The organism is Mesorhizobium sp. B2-2-3, from assembly GCF_006442405.1.
Classification (GTDB): domain Bacteria; phylum Pseudomonadota; class Alphaproteobacteria; order Rhizobiales; family Rhizobiaceae; genus Mesorhizobium.
On the sequence record NZ_VFWC01000006.1, the window covers coordinates 303,062 to 321,484 of the forward strand.

At 61.1% G+C, this 18,423-nt stretch carries 17 protein-coding genes; 1 reads left to right on the plus strand and 16 read right to left on the minus strand.

From position 1 onward, the window contains the following. Window positions 1-775: 775 nt before the first annotated feature. On the minus strand, window positions 776-1,816 hold the full coding sequence (locus FJ951_RS13905) for a glutamine synthetase beta-grasp domain-containing protein (RefSeq protein WP_140501300.1): 1,041 nt from the start codon (window positions 1,814-1,816) through the stop codon (window positions 776-778). Window positions 1,817-2,127: 311 nt separating this feature from the next. Here FJ951_RS13905 and FJ951_RS13910 point away from each other — a divergent pair, with 311 nt between their 5' ends. Next, window positions 2,128-2,322, plus strand: coding sequence for a DUF2735 domain-containing protein (locus FJ951_RS13910; protein ID WP_140501298.1), 195 nt, complete (start codon window positions 2,128-2,130; stop codon window positions 2,320-2,322). 77 nt (window positions 2,323-2,399) lie between these two features. Here the strand turns inward: FJ951_RS13910 and FJ951_RS13915 are convergent, their stop codons facing one another. The 15 genes from FJ951_RS13915 to secY form a co-directional block, all read right to left on the minus strand. Next, the gene (locus tag FJ951_RS13915) at window positions 2,400-4,289 is read right to left on the minus strand and encodes an MFS transporter (protein WP_140501296.1); all 1,890 of its coding nucleotides are present in this window, start codon (window positions 4,287-4,289) and stop codon (window positions 2,400-2,402) included. A 172-nt stretch (window positions 4,290-4,461) separates the two neighbouring features. Beyond that, window positions 4,462-5,253: an ATP12 family chaperone protein gene (locus FJ951_RS13920; protein ID WP_140515443.1), complete on the minus strand. Its 792-nt coding sequence runs from the start codon at window positions 5,251-5,253 to the stop codon at window positions 4,462-4,464. Window position 5,254: 1 nt separating this feature from the next. Beyond that, window positions 5,255-6,178: a DMT family transporter gene (locus FJ951_RS13925; RefSeq protein WP_140515444.1), complete on the minus strand. Its 924-nt coding sequence runs from the start codon at window positions 6,176-6,178 to the stop codon at window positions 5,255-5,257. 2 nt (window positions 6,179-6,180) lie between these two features. After that, window positions 6,181-7,161, minus strand: a complete 981-nt coding sequence (locus FJ951_RS13930) for an RluA family pseudouridine synthase (protein ID WP_140515445.1) — start codon at window positions 7,159-7,161, stop codon at window positions 6,181-6,183. A 60-nt stretch (window positions 7,162-7,221) separates the two neighbouring features. Next, entirely contained in the window at window positions 7,222-7,596 is a 375-nt protein-coding gene (crcB, locus tag FJ951_RS13935; protein WP_140515446.1) for a fluoride efflux transporter CrcB, read from the minus strand. 95 nt (window positions 7,597-7,691) lie between these two features. Then, window positions 7,692-9,350: a hypothetical protein gene (locus FJ951_RS13940; RefSeq protein WP_140515447.1), complete on the minus strand. Its 1,659-nt coding sequence runs from the start codon at window positions 9,348-9,350 to the stop codon at window positions 7,692-7,694. A 253-nt stretch (window positions 9,351-9,603) separates the two neighbouring features. Beyond that, the gene (locus FJ951_RS13945; RefSeq protein ID WP_140515448.1) at window positions 9,604-10,434 is read right to left on the minus strand and encodes an aspartyl/asparaginyl beta-hydroxylase domain-containing protein; all 831 of its coding nucleotides are present in this window, start codon (window positions 10,432-10,434) and stop codon (window positions 9,604-9,606) included. 334 nt (window positions 10,435-10,768) lie between these two features. Beyond that, window positions 10,769-12,076 carry a replication-associated recombination protein A gene (locus tag FJ951_RS13955; RefSeq protein WP_140515449.1) on the minus strand — a complete coding sequence of 436 codons (1,308 nt, stop codon included), beginning with the start codon at window positions 12,074-12,076 and terminating at the stop codon, window positions 10,769-10,771. A gap of 45 nt (window positions 12,077-12,121) precedes the next feature. Next, window positions 12,122-13,612 carry a DegQ family serine endoprotease gene (locus FJ951_RS13960; protein WP_140515450.1) on the minus strand — a complete coding sequence of 497 codons (1,491 nt, stop codon included), beginning with the start codon at window positions 13,610-13,612 and terminating at the stop codon, window positions 12,122-12,124. Window positions 13,613-13,774: 162 nt separating this feature from the next. Continuing rightward, window positions 13,775-14,206, minus strand: a complete 432-nt coding sequence (gene rplQ, locus FJ951_RS13965) for a 50S ribosomal protein L17 (protein ID WP_140501279.1) — start codon at window positions 14,204-14,206, stop codon at window positions 13,775-13,777. A 43-nt stretch (window positions 14,207-14,249) separates the two neighbouring features. Next, window positions 14,250-15,260, minus strand: a complete 1,011-nt coding sequence (locus tag FJ951_RS13970; RefSeq protein ID WP_023682599.1) for a DNA-directed RNA polymerase subunit alpha — start codon at window positions 15,258-15,260, stop codon at window positions 14,250-14,252. Window positions 15,261-15,361: 101 nt separating this feature from the next. Further along, window positions 15,362-15,751, minus strand: coding sequence for a 30S ribosomal protein S11 (gene rpsK, locus FJ951_RS13975; RefSeq protein WP_006205444.1), 390 nt, complete (start codon window positions 15,749-15,751; stop codon window positions 15,362-15,364). Between the two features lie 155 nt (window positions 15,752-15,906). Continuing rightward, window positions 15,907-16,275 (minus strand): 30S ribosomal protein S13, encoded by a 369-nt coding sequence (gene rpsM, locus FJ951_RS13980; protein ID WP_006205445.1) that lies wholly within the window; start codon window positions 16,273-16,275, stop codon window positions 15,907-15,909. 191 nt (window positions 16,276-16,466) lie between these two features. Next, on the minus strand, window positions 16,467-17,075 hold the full coding sequence (locus tag FJ951_RS13985) for an adenylate kinase (protein WP_140501277.1): 609 nt from the start codon (window positions 17,073-17,075) through the stop codon (window positions 16,467-16,469). Next, window positions 17,072-18,412: a preprotein translocase subunit SecY gene (secY, locus tag FJ951_RS13990; RefSeq protein ID WP_140501275.1), complete on the minus strand. Its 1,341-nt coding sequence runs from the start codon at window positions 18,410-18,412 to the stop codon at window positions 17,072-17,074. Before secY ends, FJ951_RS13985 begins: the two co-directional genes overlap by 4 nt. Between the last annotated feature and the right edge of the window lie 11 nt (window positions 18,413-18,423).

Below are 18,423 nucleotides of genomic sequence, written 5' to 3' on the forward strand. Positions count from 1 at the left end.
GAACCTCTTCCGGCCTCTTTGTTTGCTCATATCGAGGCTTCCGTTCAGCCAAATCCGCGGACACTGACGCGTTCGATCGGATGCTGCCCGATCCAGCGACTGGAAAGGCGCACCGGCTGCTGAGGTTCCGTCGGCTGGTCACGTCACACGTGTCGATTGCGCTGAGGCACAGACCGGCTTGAGCCAGCCAAGCTGTGCTGCCACGCGATCCGGCATGCGCTTTTTGCGAGTAAAGGGATAAGCCAGGAGCGAGCGGCACACTGCCTCAGGCTGCAATGCCCGCTCGTCCGGCGCCCCCGCCAATGCTGTCGTTCAAGAAACCCCGCCCCGTTCGAACAGCACCGCTTGGCGTATCCCCCAATGCCTGCGAATACGCATGTTGCGCCGCAGCCTGTCAATGTCGCCTGCCGGGCGTCGAGACGGTCGATTTTGGTGTATGAACAGGGGCTTATGAAAGGATCGGTCGACAGGCATTCTTGCCGGAATGGCCGGATTTCCGGGCTTTTTCGAGGATTTCGAAGCCTGCGGCCCGGCGCCAAGGTATGCTTTCGTCAGCCCAAAGCCGCCTTGTCGGGATGGGTTTGAGCCGCCCTTTTTAACCTGACTTTTTTTGGGGGAATTTGCTTTGCCAGGCCAGGAGCCAGGAAGACGAGGAGCGGCGAACGGAAACAGCGGCATGCGATAGTGCCCGCCATCGTCACACGAAAAAGCCCCGGCAACTCCCGCCGGGGCTCGCGTCATGGTTGTCGGGGATCTTGAGGCCCGACGTGAAATATCAAGCAGCGGCCGAAACCGATGCGCCGGTCGAAACCTGCGAGATCGTCTTCAGAACCTGGGAAGCGATCTGGTAGGGGTCGCCCTGCGAGTTCGGGCGGCGGTCTTCCAGATAACCCTTGTAGTCATTCTTGACGAACGAATGCGGCACGCGGATCGAGGCGCCGCGGTCGGCGATACCATAGCTGAACTTGTTCCACGGGGCCGTCTCGTGCTTGCCGGTCAGACGCTTGTCGTTGTCCGGGCCGTACACGGCGATATGGTCCATCAGGTTCTTTTCGAACTGCGCCATCAGGGCCTCGAAATAACCCTTGCCGCCGACTTCGCGCATATATTTGGTCGAGAAGTTGCAATGCATGCCCGAGCCGTTCCAATCGGTGTCGCCGAGCGGCTTGCAGTGGAACTCGATATCTATGCCGTACTTTTCGGTGAGGCGCTGGAGCAGGTAGCGGGCCATCCACATCTGATCGGCGGCCTTCTTGGAGCCCTTGCCGAAAATCTGGAATTCCCACTGGCCTTTGGCCACTTCGGCGTTGATGCCTTCATGGTTGATACCCGCGGCAAGGCAGAGGTCGAGATGCTCTTCGACGATCTGGCGCGCGATGCTGCCGACGTTCGAATAGCCGACGCCGGTGTAGTACGGGCCCTGCGGGGCGGGATAACCGCTCTCGGGGAAACCGAGCGGACGGCCATCCTTGTAGAAGAAGTACTCCTGCTCGAAACCGAACCAGGCATCCTCGTCGTCGAGAATGGTCGCGCGGCTGTTGGACACGTGCGGCGTGACGCCATCGGGCATCATGACTTCGCACATGACGAGAACGCCGTTGGTGCGGGCCGGATCGGGATAAAGCGCGACCGGCTTCAACACGCAATCGGAGCTTCGGCCCTCGGCCTGCATGGTGGACGAGCCGTCGAAGCCCCACAGCGGCAGCTGATCGAGCTTCGGGAACTCGGCATAATCCTTGATCTGGGTCTTGCCGCGAAGATTGGGGGCCGGGGTGTATCCGTCGAGCCAGATATACTCGAGCTTGTATTTGGTCATTCTAGAGCCTCTCGTTGTGCTTGACCACCGCACGCGGTGTCGACGCATGGCCGGAGCAAGCCGACCTGCCGACTGGTAAAAAGCAATTCATATGCCACTCTGGCGTCGACCGGTGCGACAAAATGGTCGTAAGATTCCCGTGAATTCACTGCACCGCCCCAGCAATGCGCCGGGATCGATCAGACGCAGAGATTGCGCAAATAATAGGCAATAACTGATCTTTTCATAAGCATATTGCCTAAATGAATCGCAGAACCTATTTTGAGGAAAAGCTGAATCAACTGACCCTCGGAGAAGAAAGGAGACCGCCAATGGAAGTCACCCTCGCCCGTCCGTCGGCAAAGATCCTGATGTTCCCGCTTGCAGGCCGCGTATCTGCCTCAAATTTAGGCGCGAAGGCCAAGTTCGCGGCAGAGCTTGCCTCGCTGCGTAACACGCATGCCGATTTCGATGGCTGGTATCACGAGGCCGCTGTCGAGGAAGAAAACCAGCAGCCGAAGAGCTGAACGCATCTTCAGCCTCGATATGAAAACCCGGCGCGATCGCTCGCGCCGGGTTTTCTCATGCATGTGGATCCGACCCGTTACTGCTTGGTCTCCAGGTTCGTGCCCAGCGTGTCCTTGACGAAGATCATGCCGATGACGAGCGACATCGCCGCGATTATCACGGGATACCAGAGGCCATAATAGATGTCGCCCCTGTAGGCACTGAGCGCGAACACCGTCGCCGGCAGCAACCCGCCGAACCAGCCATTGCCGATATGGTAGGGCAGCGACATGCCGGTGTAGCGGATGCGGGTCGGGAACATCTCGACCAGGATGGCCGCAATCGGACCGTAGACCATGGTCACGAACAGGACGAGGACGAACAGGATGGCGATCGTCATAGGCCAGTTCACGGCCGCAGGGTCGGCGAACATGGCGAAGGCACCGCCGCCGGGTATGTTGTAGACGGTGACCTCAGGCGCACCGGCAGCCTCGTCGGCGGTCAAAAGCTTGTCCTTGATAGCCTGATCGGTAGGAACCGTCGCCTTCTCGCCGGCGCGGATGACGGCGGCGTCGAGCTTCAGTTCGGGATTGGCAGCGACAAACGCGTCGAGCTTCTGGTCCGGTATCTTGATCGCAGCACGCTTCAGCGGATATCCGCCGTCCTGCAGCGACATGTTGACGGCCTTGACGAAGGCGGCCTCCTTGGCCTTGGCCTGGTCGCCCGCGGCGACAGCATCGTAGGATGCCACCGTTTCATTGCCGATCTTGACCGAAGCAGCCGTACCGGGTGCCGCCGTGGAAACGACGTCATAGGGCACCGAGTTCTTGGTCAGGAACGAGGTCGCGATGTCGCAAGACGTCGTGAACTTGGCGGTGCCCACCGGATTGAACTGGAACCTGCAGTCGCCGGGTGCCGCGGTCACCGTCGCGCGGGTGCTCTGCTGTGCCTCGGCAAGGGCCGGATTGGCGGCCCAGGTCAATGCCTTGAACAGCGGGAAGGTGCAGACGATCGCCAGTGCGAGCCCGGCCATGATGATCGGTTTGCGGCCGATCTTGTCGGAGAGCCAGCCGAACACGACGAAGAAGATGGAGCCCAGCGCAAGCGCGATGGCGATCATGATGTTGACCGACTGTGCGTCCAGCTTCAACACGTTCTGGAGGAAGAACAGGGCGTAGAACTGGCCGTTATACCAGACCACGGCCTGGCCAGCCGTAAGGCCGAGCAGTGCCAGCAGCGCGATCTTGGCGTTCTTCCACTGGCCGAAGGCTTCCGAGAGCGGTGCCTTGGAACCCTTGCCCTCTTCCTTCATGCGCTGGAAGGTGGGGGATTCGGAAAGCGACAGCCGGATCCAGATGGAAATGCCGAGCAACAGGAACGACACGATGAAAGGAACGCGCCAGCCCCAGGCGGCATAGGTTTCCTTGCTCATGGAGCCCTGGACGATCAGGATGACGATCAGCGACAGGAACAGGCCGAGTGTGGCGGTCGTCTGGATCCACGACGTATAGTAGCCGCGCCGGTCGTCCGGCGCATGCTCGGCGACATAGGTGGCCGCGCCGCCATATTCGCCGCCCAGTGCCAAGCCCTGGAGCATGCGCAGGATGATCAGGATCACCGGAGCCGCGATGCCGAGGCTCGCATAACCAGGCAGCAAGCCCACCAGGAAGGTCGACAGGCCCATGATCGTCATGGTGACGAGGAAGGTATATTTGCGGCCGACAAGGTCGCCGATGCGGCCGAACAGCAAAGCGCCGAACGGACGGACGAGGAAGCCGGCGGCGAAAGCCAGCAGCGCGAAAATATTGCGCGTCGCTTCCGGAATGGTCGGGCTGAAAAAGGTCGAACCAATAAAAGCCGCCAGCGACCCGTAGAGATAAAAATCGTACCACTCGAAAACGGTGCCGAGCGAAGAAGCGAAGATGACCTTCTTCTCCTCTCGCGTCATGCCGCGGCTCTTTCCGCTGGCGGTCGATGCGATAGCCATTGAGATGCTCCTCCCGTGAGACCCTTGTGCTCGATGCAGCGCCCTTGCGTTCGCATTCTCTTCCGAACGCAGACTCGCGGCAGCAATCACGGGAAAAATGACAGAAAGCGCCTGCCAACGGCAGATGACTTTGGGATTATGACTTTGGTATTAGGTGCGGTGCGGTGGCCGGTCAGCCTTCGAGCGCCTCGATCAGACCGACGGCAGCCATCATGTCGCGCTTGCGGGCGGAGCGGCGCGCGACAGCTTCCGCATCCTGTCCCCAATGCTCGATCTGCCAATCCTCGTCGACATGGCCGGCAGTCCAGGCCGCCTCACCGCCGAGTTCGCCGAAATCCACGGCCAACGCCAGCAGCGCCGAACCGGTCAGCGAGGTCATGACGTGGATCGCTGCCAGGCGCAGCGGCTCGGCGCGCTGGGCAAGATGCGCACCCAGCACAGCAATGGTTTCGCGCGGTTGATCGACGTGAATGATGCCCTCGGCAAGGTTGAAGCGAGCGCCGAGTGCTGCCTGCGCCCAGTCGAGGACAGGATCCCACAGCTCGTTCTGCCGCTCGACCAAGCCTTGTGGTGCCTCGGCGCGATAACAGAGCAGATCCGACGAGGCAAAGCGCAGTATGTCCTCCAGCACCGCCTGCGGATCGCTGGCGACGCCGTCGAGCGCGGTGTTGACGAGACGCATCACCGGCATCGACACCGGATCGATGGTCTCGCCCTGGGCGGCGAATTCATCGGCGACCAGCGATGCCGCCTTCTCGGTCGGCAGCGTCAGCAGCGCCTTGCCCGGCGTGCGCACCGGTTTGCCGTCGAGATGGACGGCAAAGCCATCATCGGCCGGCGCGACCGAAACGATCTTGTAAAAACGCTTCGGCAGCGGCTTCTTCATCTGGATCTGGGCGCGGCGCACCGGATCGGGGTCGGAGAGCAGTTTCCCCGCCTCGAGATCGCTGAGGATATCGCGCATGTCAGCCTCCTTCGGCCGTCTGCTGGCGCGGCGGCCTGTTGACGATGACCAGACCGGCGGCAATGAGACCAAGTGCCAGAAAAATGCGTATGGTCAGCGGCTCGTTCAAGAACAGGGCGCCGCACAGCACGCCGAAGACCGGCGACAGGAACGTGAAACTCGACAGGCTGGAGGCGGGATAGCGCCGCAGCAGCCAGAACCACAACACATAGGTGAAGGCGACGATATAGAGCGCCTGGAAAAGCAGGGCCAACGTCGGCAACAGCGCGGGATCGCGCACGGAGGGGCCGGCCAGAGGCAACACCAGGACGCCGACGATCGCAGCGCCGGAGAGTTGATAGAGCAGCAGCTTTTCGGCGCTCGTGTTACCCAGCTTCGAGCGCTTGATCAGGATATTGGTCAAGGCCCAGACGAATCCGGAGCCAAGGCTCAGCAGATCGCCGAACAGCATGTCCCCGCCGCCGCCGAGCTTGTCGGAAAAGACCGCGGCGAGGCCGGCAAAGGCAAGCAGAAGGCCAAGGGATTTGCGCAGGCTGATCGGCTCGCCGAGCAGGAAATGCCCTCCCAGCAGCATCCAGAACGGCATGGTGTTGACCAGCAGCGTGTTGCGGGCGACCGTGGTGTGCTCCAGCCCGACATAAAGGCAGAGGAACTCGATGCCGAAGAGCACGCCCACTGCAATGCCCGCGAGCAATGTCCCGTCCCTCTTGAAAAGCGCAATGCCGCGCCAGCGGCACCAGAGGAAGACGCAGAGCCCGCCGATAACCGAGCGCGCGATCGACAGGAAAACCGGATCATAGCCGGCATAGGAGATCTTGGCGGCGACGTAATTCAGGCCCCAGGAGAACGTCAGGCCGACCATTATGGCGGCGGCCGCCATGTCGACCGCATCGCGACGGTCGAGCGCATCGGCAGCGCCGCTCATGGTCAATCCTCCGCACTGGCGTCGTCGAAGCCGATCAGGTTCCAGCTCTGGCGCATATGCGGCGGCATAGGCGCGGTGACGTCGATGAAACCTTGGTCCGGATGCGGGATGACGATGCGGCGCGCGTGCAGATGCAGGCGATTCTGCATCCCGCCCGGAAAATCCCAATTGGTGTCGGCCTCGAAATATTTGGGATCGCCGATGATGGGACAACCGATATGGGCGGCATGAACGCGCAACTGATGGGTGCGGCCGGTATAGGGCTCCATCTCCAGCCAGGTCAGCGCCTGCGCCGCCTGCTCGATGATGCGATAGTAGGATACGGCATGGTCGGCGCCCTTTTCGCCGTGCTTGGCAATGCGCACCCGATCGCCATCCGGCGTGGCTTCCTTGATCAGCCAGGTCGATATCTTATCCTCGCGCTTGGGCGGCACGCCTTTGACCAAAGCCCAGTAGGTCTTCTTGGTCTCGCGGGCGCGAAACGCCTCGGAGAGCTTCATCGCCGCCAGCCTGGTGCGGGCGACGACCAGCACGCCAGACGTGTCGCGATCGAGCCGGTGCACCAGCCGCGGCTTCTCGCCCTTCTGGTTGCGCCAGGCTTCCAACATGTCGTCGACGTTACGGGTGACGCCCGAGCCGCCCTGCACCGCAAGGCCAGCCGGCTTGTTGAAGACGAAAACCTTCGGATCCTCATGGATCAGCATCTTTGCCAGGACTTCGGCATCGCCCTGGTTGCGGATCGAATGGCCGGTCAGCGGGCTGTCGCCCTTCTTGTCCACTTCCAGCGGTGGAATGCGCACCGTCTGGCCAGGCTCGACACGGGTGTCGGCCTTGACGCGGCCGCCGTCGACGCGGATCTGCCCGGACCGAAGCAGCTTCTGCAGATGACCAAAGCCAAGGCCCGGGAAATGGGTCTTGAACCAGCGGTCGAGCCGCATGCCCGCCTCGCCGGCCTCCACCGTGATCTGTTCAACGCCTGCCATATTGTTTTCGCTTACCCGTTTCCTGGCAGGCCCAGGCCTGCTCTCGGCGCGGCAATAGCATTAAGGCAGGCTTCTTGCGAGCCAAAGACCCAAAAACAGGGCAATGATGGCGCCAATCACGCTGGCCAGCGCATATCCAAACGCCGGCAAGGTGGCTCCCCGCTCCCACAAGGTCGCGAAATCGAGCGAAAAGGCGGAAAAGGTCGTGAAGCCGCCTAAGATGCCGGTGGCAACAAACAGTCTGAGTTCGTTAGACCCGCCGCGGCGCGCCAAGGCGGCGATGAACAGGCCCATCGCGAACGAACCGACGATGTTGATCGCCATCGTGCCCCAGGGATAGTTGGGGCCGACAAGGCGCAGCGAGCCCATATTGGTCAGATGGCGAACGCCGGCGCCAATGCCGCCGCCGGCGGCCACGAGAAGCAGATTGAACATGGACGCTTACTGCCCTCGCACGGACGCGGCGGTCAATCCCAATTGTTTGCGGGAGGCACAAACCGCCGAGCGCGTCGGGAATTAAACTCCGAACGTTACCATTGCGGTGTCGTCCAACCCGGATATTTCTTCCTGAATTCGCTGTATAAGGCGTCGAGTTCCGACTTGCTGACCGGACGCACCTGTTCATAGAGGTAGCCGGTAACGCCGCCGGACAGGCGATAGATATCGATCCGCTTGTAAGCAGCACCGATGCCGGTTCCTTCGAAAATATGTTGGTTCGGTATCGTGACACACAACTGCGCACCTGATTGCAAATGGGTGACCGGTCGGTCGGTGACGACCACATATCTGGACTTCAATACTTCCGGCACAAAGCGATCACGACTGTCCACCTGGCAAGTCCATACGACGTAAGGGAAAAGTCCTCGATTCATGCCAAACAGCAGTGAATCGCTCATGACCGGGCCTGAAGCAAAGACGGAAACCCGATTCTCAGGTTCCATGTTGCGCATAAGGTCGGCAATCAGGCGTCTGTATTCAGGGAGATTGTCGAGGTGCAGAGGGAGTGTGGCTTCCTTGGCGAAAACGATGCTGACCGGCGAGAGCAACTCGCGGCCGATCGGGAAGAAGGTGCCTACAAACGCAAGTCCGGCGGCAATTGCGATGACGGCGGTTGACCATCGCGACCTCAGCGCAGGCATCGAAACAATGGCAACGATCGCCTGGGCATAGGCAGGAAAGAACCATAGAAACATCGGCATAGAATGGTGCCGGTCCGGGTCCTGCGTCCGGGTAAAAAGGAAAAAGGTGAGTACCGAGGCGAGAGCGCAAAACAAAGCAAATCTGTTGCCCCGCACAACAGAGAAATAGAGGCCCAACAAGATCAGGAGCCAATTTACAAAGCTGAGCCTGGAACTCATTTCACCAAGCTGGGTGAGGAGATCGGTCCGGTATCCGCTGTAAAGGTCGCCATAGCTGGTCCTCAGGATCTTGGCGATCAGCGGGAGCTGGAAATTCCATGCGCTCCCCAGAATAACGGCGATTGCGCACATGCCCCCCAACACAGCTTTGCGGAGCGCAGGGAGATCACAATCTTTTGCGACCTGCAGCACACAAAAGAGTGCCGCAGAAAGCGCGATTCCTATCGCGCCATAGGCGTACCAGCGGCGCAGCATGAATGCCAACCACAGGCAAGCGCCGACTGATATCGCACTGATCACCGGTTCCCGGGTCAGGAACTTCGACCTCCAAAGAAACCAGCTCGCGGCGGCAAGTGCGAAACAACCGGCAATGTCCGGCAGTCCGCGAAGCGTTGCCGCCCAGAACGGCGTGTAGAGAAAGACCGCGATCCAGACAGCAAACCAGCTTCGGGATGAAGAGGTCTCGGAGACCGCTTCGAGATAGCTCATTCTTCCTATGAAGAGAGCCGTCGGGACCAGATAGACCGTCACTACTCCGGCTAGATATGAAAACCGTGAGCCGCCAAATAACAGGTGAAACGGCATCAGAGGCACCAGAATTGCCGTACTGTAGTCGTCTGTTTCGATGGAGGCCCCTAAATGGCTCAGCCATTCCAGAGGACTCTTGACCAGGAGCGCTCCCTCCCGGTTGAACGTATTGAAATAGGCGGCGAAGTCCCAATAGTAGACGGAGTCTTCGAGACTTATGTAGACGGCGCAGAAGGTAACGCCCAGCAACACAGTACCTATGTAGGTTGCCGTCCAGAATCCGGAGGTTTTGGAGCTGGTCACTTGAGGCCGCCAAAAAGGAAAGAGATAGAACCGTCGCGATCAAACCCGAAAGCGCTCATACAGCCAAGAGCTTTTCCAGCGGAATGGGCCCCAAGAGATTCATAGCATGAATTCTTGAGAGCTTGAGAACGATGTGCACTTGAACAATCGGACGCCGGCAAGCGGACGGCAGCAGCCCGTAGTGAATGGCCGAACCCACGCATGCAGGCCCCAGAACGCCGCCGGCATCGTCGGCAGCGTCGATGAATTCAGTTCAGGTGGTTTCGGCCTTTTTCGGCTTGGTCGAGCCGATCATCTTCCAGTTCTTGTAGAACATCGAATTGATCCTCTCGACACTCACCGAGACGATGGCGAGAAGGCCGGCGATAAGCCTGGGGACCGGGGACGGCCTGATAATGTCCATGAATACGCAGTAGCGACGACCGTCATACTCGTTGACCGAGCGATGCAGCAGCGTGTCGTCGAAAATGAACAGCGGATTGTCGTACCAGTAGTTCTTGACGTTGCCGCACTCGACGAAGATCTCTGACTTCATCGGAATGAGGTTGTAGAGGATGCGGAGGCTGAGCCGCAACGGTCCGAAGTGCCAGGAGGTCGATTCGCGCTTGCTGAAGACCGAGACGGCAATCGTCTTGATGTATTTGAAATCCTTGTTGAACTCGGCGACGTTGTCTATCCTGTGCTTGCCATACCATTGGTAGACATACATGCCGCGCCGGCCGGCGCCGAAATTGGCGTCGATGTCGGCGATGATTTCGGCCTTGCGCGCCTTGAAGACATCCAAGACCTCGTTGACTTCGCGCTGATAATCCTCCGGGAACTGCTCCAGCTTCCACACGCCCGGATTTCTGTAGCACAGGAGGTCGACCAGCAGGTTGAATGGCGAAAGCAGCCAGGTGAAGAGGCCATTGCCCAGGAAATAGCCGCTGAACAGGGACAGATTCTTGCGGTCGTTGCGCAGCACGTCGATCAGGCCGCAAACCACGAAAATCGTCGTGAGGATCGGAATGAAATAGAAGCCAAGGGCAAGGAGCGGGATGGCAATGGCGAATTTGCGAAGGGTCTTGCGAAGGGTTTTTGTCATTTTTCCACGCGCCGAGCGCGATCCTGTTGCGAATGAATAGTGCCAAAATCACGACAACGACCACCGCCCGGCCGTGCGCCTTGATAAGGTCTTTTGGGTTGCCGCACAACGGCCACGGCATCGTCGCCGGCTGACTGCCTTGCCGAGACCTCGAACTGTCGCGGGGTCAGGATATCGACCGAAACCCGTTCTTCCTCCGGCCGGCTCGGAAGCTGCGGCATTGGCATCGATATAATCGTGGCCGCGAGCAGCGCGTGCAGAAGAACCGACGTGGAAATACCCCAAGGCGAAGCCTCGTTTCGGACCGCAACCGCCACCGGCCGCCGCAAGCCTGCTATTCCCGCTCTTTGCGCAGCTTCGCCCAGTAGTCGAGCCGTTTCCTGATATCGCGCTCGAAACCGCGTTCGGGTGGGTCGTAGAAGGTCTGGCGGCCCATCTTTTCCGGAAAATAGTCCTGGCCGGAAAACGCGTCCGGTTCGTCATGATCGTAGCGATAGCCGGCCCCGTAATCTTCGTCTTTCATCAACTTTGTCGGCGCGTTGAGGATGTGCTTGGGCGGCAGCAGCGAGCCGTGCTCCTTGGCGGCACGCGTGGCGGCTTTGAAGGCGGTGTAGACCGCGTTGGATTTGGGCGCCGTGGCGAGATAGACGGTGGCCTCGGCGAAGGCGAGTTCGCCCTCGGGCGAACCCAGATAATCGTAGGCGTCCTTGGCCGCGTTGGCGACAACCAATGCCTGGGGATCGGCCAGCCCGATGTCCTCCATCGCCATGCGCACCAGCCGCCGGCCGAGATAGAGCGGATCCTCGCCAGCGTCGAACATGCGCGCGAGGTAGTAGAGCGCGGCATCGGGATCGGAGCCGCGCACGGATTTGTGCAGCGCCGAGATCAAATTGTAATGACCGTCCTGGCCCTTGTCGTAGATCGGCGCCCGACGCTGGATGATGCGCTGCAAGCCTTCGGGACCGAACACTTCGCCTGGTTTGGCGGCGCGCCAAACTTCTTCCGCCAGCGTCAGCGAGGCCCGGCCATCGCCGTCGCTCATGCGGATGAGCATCGCTCGCGCCTCAGCATCGAGCGGCAGCGCCCTGCCCTCCGTCTCTTCGGCCCTGGCCAGAAGCTTTGCGATGCTTTCCTCGCCAAGCGAATGGAAAACCAGCACGCGCGCACGCGACAGCAGAGCTGCATTGAGCTCGAAGGACGGATTTTCGGTGGTAGCGCCGACGAGCACGACGGTGCCGTCTTCCATGACTGGAAGGAAGCCGTCCTGCTGGGCGCGGTTGAAGCGGTGGATCTCGTCGACGAACAGCAGGGTCTGGCGGCCATTGGCGCGGCGCAGCTTGGCCGCCTCGAACACTTTCTTCAGCTCGGCTACGCCGGAGAAAACCGCCGAAATCTGCTCGAAGGCAAGGCTGGTTTCACCGGCAAGCAGGCGCGCCACCGTGGTCTTGCCGGTGCCGGGCGGCCCCCAGAAAATCATGGAGCCGAGCGAACCGGAATTAATCAGCCGGGTCAGTGCGCCATCGGGGCCGGTCAGATGCTCCTGGCCGACGACCTCGCCAAGGTTTTTCGGGCGCAGCCTGTCTGCCAGCGGCCGGCCTGGCGGCGCCTTTTCCGGTTCATCGACACTGAACAGATCGGCCATGCACTTCTTTTTGGGTTTGGAGCGCGATCTCTTCAGCGATCGAGCTCAGTAACGCAACACCTGGCGCAGTATCTGCCCGCCGCGCTCGACGGTAAAGCGCCACCAGCGCGTATCCTGCTGGGAAGCCTGCGCCAGCGTCGCCGCCGTATCGATTGTCGTGCCGTTGACCTCGCGCACGATGTCGCCCGGCTGGAAGCCGAAATCGGCGGCCGGCGAATCGCGATTGATGTCGACCACGGTGACGCCCTTGATGTCGGTGCGCAGGCCGAGCTTCTGAGCCAGCCGCGGCGATAATTCCGCAACCTTGGCGCCCGAGAAGGGGCTGCGGCCATGCAGCGTCACCTCCGAGGGTTTTGCACCCTCGGGCGCGCGTTCCAGGGCGATGTCCATCGCCGCCTGCTGGCCTTTGGTCAGCACCGCGAAATTGGCCTTTGTACCGATCGACAGCGTCGCCATGCGATAGTCCAGTGCCTCGATGCTCTCGACCGGCTTGCCGTTGATCTGCAGGACGACATCGCCAGGCTTCAATCCGGCCTTGCCGGCCGGTCCGGACGCGTCAACGGACGAGACCAGCGCGCCGGCAGGCTTTTCCATGCCGAGCGATTCAGCGATCTGCGGCGTCACCGCTTCGAACTCGGCCCCGATGTAAGGCCGCTCGAAGAAATCGAGACCGGCCTTGGCGGCATCGGCGAAAGCGCGCACCATATTGGCAGGAATGGCAAAGCCGATGCCGATCGAGCCGCCGCTGCGGCTGAAGATGGCGGTGTTGATGCCGACCAGCTGGCCGCCCATGTTGATCAGCGCGCCGCCGGAATTGCCGGGATTGATGGCAGCGTCCGTCTGGATGAAATAACCCGAATCCGAAACGCCTATATGGCTGCGGGCAAGTGCGGAAACGATGCCGCTCGTGGTGGTCTGCCCGACACCGAAAGGATTGCCGATGGCCAGCACCAGGTCACCGACTTCGAGCGCATCGGAATCGCCGATGGCGATGACCGGGAATGGCTTGTCGGATTCGATCTTGAGCACGGCAAGATCGAGCGTCTCGTCCTTGAGCATCACCTTGCTGGTGAATTCGCGCCCGTCGGCGGTCGCGACCTTCACCTCGTCGGCATTCTTGATGACGTGGAAATTGGTGACGATGACGCCGCTCGGATCGACAAGCACGCCCGAGCCCAGCGAGGACTGCGCGCGCGGCTGCGCGCGACCGAAGAATTCTTCGAAGAACGGATCGCCTTCGAAGGGCGAAACGACCTTGGCCGTTTGCGAGGCATAGACATTGACCACGGCCGGCGCCGTCTGCTTGACCAATGGCGCGAACGACAACTGCACTTCCTCACGGCCGAACGGCACGCGCTTGTCGGGGCCCGAGGTGGCATTTTCGCCCTCGACGCCGTGCAGCAGGTCGGTCAGTACGTCGGAGAGACCCGGATCGGCCTTGGGGGCATCCTCGGCCAGTGCCTGCCGGACTGTCGGCATGGTTGCGAACACCATAAAGGCGCAGAGCAGAACCAGGGACAGTCTTTTAGCGCGCATTGCGAATCCTCCGAGCGAGTTCGGGCGCATTGTCCCGACGAATGTGCAAAATGAAAGGCTAAGGCGATTAAATCGAATTATTTTGACGCAGGAGCAGCCGAGGCGGCCAGAATATGAAAAAGGGGCCCGCAGGCCCCTTTAAATCATTTGAAAAGCGAAGCCTTAAGCGGCTGCGGCTTCCGCATCGGTGCCTTCGGCTTCGAGGCGGGCGCGGTCGCCGGCGCCCTTGGCCTCCGTGTCGCGGTCTACGAATTCGATGACCGCCATCGCGGCATTGTCACCGTGGCGGAAGCCCGCCTTCATGATGCGCAGATAGCCGCCGTTGCGGGTGGCGTAGCGCGGCGCGATGGTGTCGAACAGGCGCTTGACGACGCCTTCATTGCCGATCTGCGCGATCACCTGGCGGCGGGCGTGCAGGTCGCCGCGCTTGCCGAGCGTCACCAGCTTCTCGACGATCGGACGCAGGTCCTTCGCCTTGGGCAAGGTGGTGACGATCTGCTCGTGTTCGAGCAGCGACACGGCAAGGTTGGCAAACATCGACTTGCGATGGCTTATACTGCGGGCGAACCGGCGGCCTTTAAATCCATGGCGCATGGCTCTTCTCCTTCATTCCGGGTTCGAGAAGCTCCTCGGAGCCTCAATATTGATCTTCGTAACGCTTGGCGAGGTCTTCGATGTTTTCCGGCGGCCAATCCGGCACTTCCATACCGAGGTGCAGGCCCATCGCCGCCAGGACTTCCTTGATCTCGTTCAGCGACTTGCGGCCGAAGTTCGGGGTGCGCAGCATCTCGGCTTCGGTCTTCTGGATGAGATCGCCGATGTAGACGATGTTGTCGTTCTTCAGGCAGTTGGCCGAACGCACCGAAAGCTCGAGTTCGTCGACCTTCTTGAGCAGCGCCGGGTTGAAGGCAAGCTCGGTGACGGCTTCGGTGGCGACTTCCTTCTGCGGCTCGTCGAAATTGACGAACAGGCCAAGCTGGTCCTGCAGGATGCGGGCGGCGAAAGCCACCGCGTCCTCGCCCGAGATCGAACCGTCGGTCTCGATGGTCATGGTCAGCTTGTCGTAGTCGAGAACCTGGCCCTCACGGGTGTTCTCGACCTTGTAGGAGACCTTCTTGACCGGCGAATAGAGGCTGTCGACCGGGATCAGGCCGATCGGCGCATCCTCGGCGCGGTTGCGGTCGGCCGGCACGTAACCCTTGCCGGTATCGACAGTGAATTCCATACGGATTTCAGCGCCCTCGTCCAGCGTGCAGATGACGTGATCCGGATTGAGGATCTCGACGTCGCCCACCGTCTGGATGTCGCCGGCGAGAACCGCACCCGGGCCCTGCTTGCGCACAACCATGCGCTTGGGGCCGTCGCCTTCCATGCGGATGGCGATTTCCTTGATGTTGAGGACGATGTCGGTCACGTCCTCGCGCACGCCGGCGATGGACGAGAATTCATGCAGGACGCCGTCGATCTGTACGGCGGTGACTGCCGCGCCGCGCAGCGAGGACAGAAGCACGCGACGCAACGCGTTGCCGAGCGTGAGGCCGAAGCCGCGTTCGAGCGGCTCGGCCACCAGCGTGGTCAGCGTCTTCTTCTTCGACGAGAACTCGATCTTGTTCGGCTTGATCAGTTCCTGCCAATTTTTCTGGATCATGATGCTTTCCTTCCGTTGACCCGCCACCATCCAATCGTGGCGGGCGACCTGGAAAACCGCGGAGGAACGCTTCTGGCGTTCACGCGGCGTTCGGTAATTCCTTAGACGCGACGCTTCTTGCGCGGACGGCAGCCATTGTGCGGGATCGGGGTCACATCACGGATCGAGGTGATGGTGAAGCCAGCCGCCTGCAGGGCGCGCAGCGCCGATTCACGGCCGGAGCCGGGTCCGCAGACCTCGACCTCGAGCATGCGCATGCCGTGTTCCTGGGCCTTCTTGGCAACATCCTCGGCAGCCATCTGGGCGGCGAAGGGGGTCGACTTGCGCGAACCCTTGAAGCCCTGGGCTCCGGCCGACGACCAGGCGATCGAATTGCCCTGCGCGTCGGTAATGGTGATCATGGTGTTGTTGAAGGTCGAATTGACGTGGGCAACGCCCGACGAGATGTTCTTGCGTTCGCGACGGCGAACACGAGCGGCTTCCTTGGCCATGGTATTCCTTTCAGTTGATCTCTACACCGCCGTAATGCCAGCGGCTCCACCTTGGTAAGGGAGTGGGGAATAGGGCAGTAAGGGAGTAGGGAAAGTGCGACCCGATTGTCGGGCATTCCCTACTGCCTTACTCCCTACTCCCTTACTGCCCTAAATTACTTCTTCTTGCCGGCGATCGACTTGGCCGGGCCCTTGCGGGTGCGTGCATTGGTGTGCGTGCGCTGGCCGCGAACCGGCAGCGAGCGACGGTGACGCAGGCCGCGGTAGCAGCCGAGGTCCATGAGCCGCTTGATGTTCATCGACACTTCGCGGCGCAGGTCGCCCTCGACCTGATAGTCGCGGTCGATCGTCTCGCGGATCTGCAGCACTTCCGCGTCGGTCAGCTGGTTGACGCGGCGCTCGGCCGGGATGCCGACCTTGTCGACAATTTCCTGGGCGAACTTCTTGCCGATGCCGTGAATGTACTGAAGCGCGATGACAACGCGCTTGTTGGTCGGAATGTTGACGCCGGCTATACGAGCCATGTTCTTCTCATCTCCATATGGGCCGGACGAGCCGGCGCTGTCTGCGTTGCCCCGCGTCCGGTGGAGGCCGGCCCTTGCGGGAGTTTCCTGGTCAAAAACGGCTGCCCTGCCCTTGCGGGCAAGCAAACTCCATGCCTGACAGGAAGACGGGCCGCCATACCCCAGCGGACCGCTTCAGTCAAGCACAATCGCTATTTGGCCGAGGCGGCCTCTTTCACCGTCGCCGCGAGCACGGCTTCGATCTCCGACGTCACGGCATCAATACCAGCCATGCCGTCCACGCTCTTCAGCCGGCGCTTGGCATAATAATAGCCGATCAGCGGAGCGGTCTTCTTGTAATATTCCCGCAGCCGCTCCTCGAACACCGCCGGATTGTCGTCCTTGCGCACCGGCTGACCGGCTGCCTTGGCCTCATCGGCTCGCTTGACGATGCGGCCGACCAGCGCCTTGTCGTCGACGACAAGCTCGATGACGGTGTCGAGCGCAATGCCACGTTCGTCAAGCATCGATTCAACCGCATCAGCCTGCACCAGCGTACGCGGGTAGCCGTCGAGGATGAAACCATTGGCGCAATCGGGCTGGTCAATGCGCTCGGCCACGATGGCGTTGACGATGGCATCCGAGACCAGCTCGCCGGCATCCATGACCGCCTTGGCGCGCTTGCCGACTTCGGTACCGGCCTGCACCGCGGCGCGCAGCATGTCGCCCGTGGAAAGCTGGGGGATGCCGTGTCTCTCTACCAGTCTTTGTGCTTGTGTCCCCTTGCCCGCTCCTGGCGGCCCAAGCAAAATCAACCTCATCTGGCTTTCTTCCCCCCGCGCAGCTTCGACTTCTTGATCAGGCCTTCATATTGGTGCGCGATCAGGTGGCCCTGAATCTGCGCAACCGTGTCGAGCGTGACACTGACCACGATCAGAAGCGATGTGCCACCAAGGTAGAATGGTACGCCAGTCGCCGAGATCAGGAACTCCGGCAGCAGACAGACCAGCACCAGATAGATGGCACCGACGACAGTGATGCGGGTAAGAACGTAGTCGATATAGTCGGCGGTGCGCTCGCCCGGACGGTAGCCAGGGATGAAGCCGGAGTGCTTCTTGAGCTGGTCGGCGGTGTCCTTCGGGTTAAAGACGATCGCGGTGTAGAAGAAGGCGAAGAACACGATCATCGCCGCGTAGAACAACATATAGAGCGGCTGGCCATGGCCGAGCGAGGCCAGGATGGTGCTGGCCCAGGCCGGCATGTTCGTGGTCTGCGAGAAGCCGGCGACGGTGGCCGGCAGCAAGAGCAGCGACGAAGCGAAGATCGGCGGGATGACGCCCGACGTGTTGAGCTTGAGCGGCAGGTGGGAAGTGTCGCCCTGGAACATGCGATTGCCGACCTGACGCTTCGGATACTGGATCAGCAGACGCCGCTGGGCGCGCTCGAAGAAGACGATGAGCGCGATGACGACGATGGCCAGCACGATGATCGCCAGGATCAGGCCGGTCGACAGCGCTCCGGTGCGGCCGAGCTCCAGCGTGCCGGAGATGGCATGCGGCAGGCCGGCGACGATGCCTGAAAAGATGATCAGCGAAATGCCGTTGCCGATGCCGCGCGCGGTGATCTGCTCGCCGAGCCACATCAGGAACATGGTGCCGCCGACCAGCGTGACGACGGTCGAGATGCGGAAGAACATGCCGGGATCGCTGACGATGCCGTTGCCGCCTTCAAGCCCGACCGAAATACCATAGGCCTGCACCAGCGCCAGGAGCACCGTGCCGTAGCGCGTGTACTGGTTGATGACCTTGCGGCCCTGCTCGCCTTCCTTCTTCAGCGCTTCCAGCGACGGGATGACCGAGGTCATCAGCTGCATGATGATGGAAGCGGAAATGTAAGGCATGATGCCGAGCGCGAAGATCGCCATGCGTTGCACGGCGCCGCCGGCGAACATGTTGAACATGCCCAGCACGCCCTTGCTCTGCGAAGAGAAGGCCTGCGCGAAGGCATCGGGATTGATGCCGGGAAGCGGGATGTAGGTGCCGAGGCGGTAGACGAGCAGCGCGCCGACGGTGAACCAGATTCGTTTCTTCAGGTCCTCCGCTTTGGCGAAGGCTGAGAAATTCAGATTCGAGGCTAGTTGTTCAGCAGCCGAAGCCATGCCCGATTCTC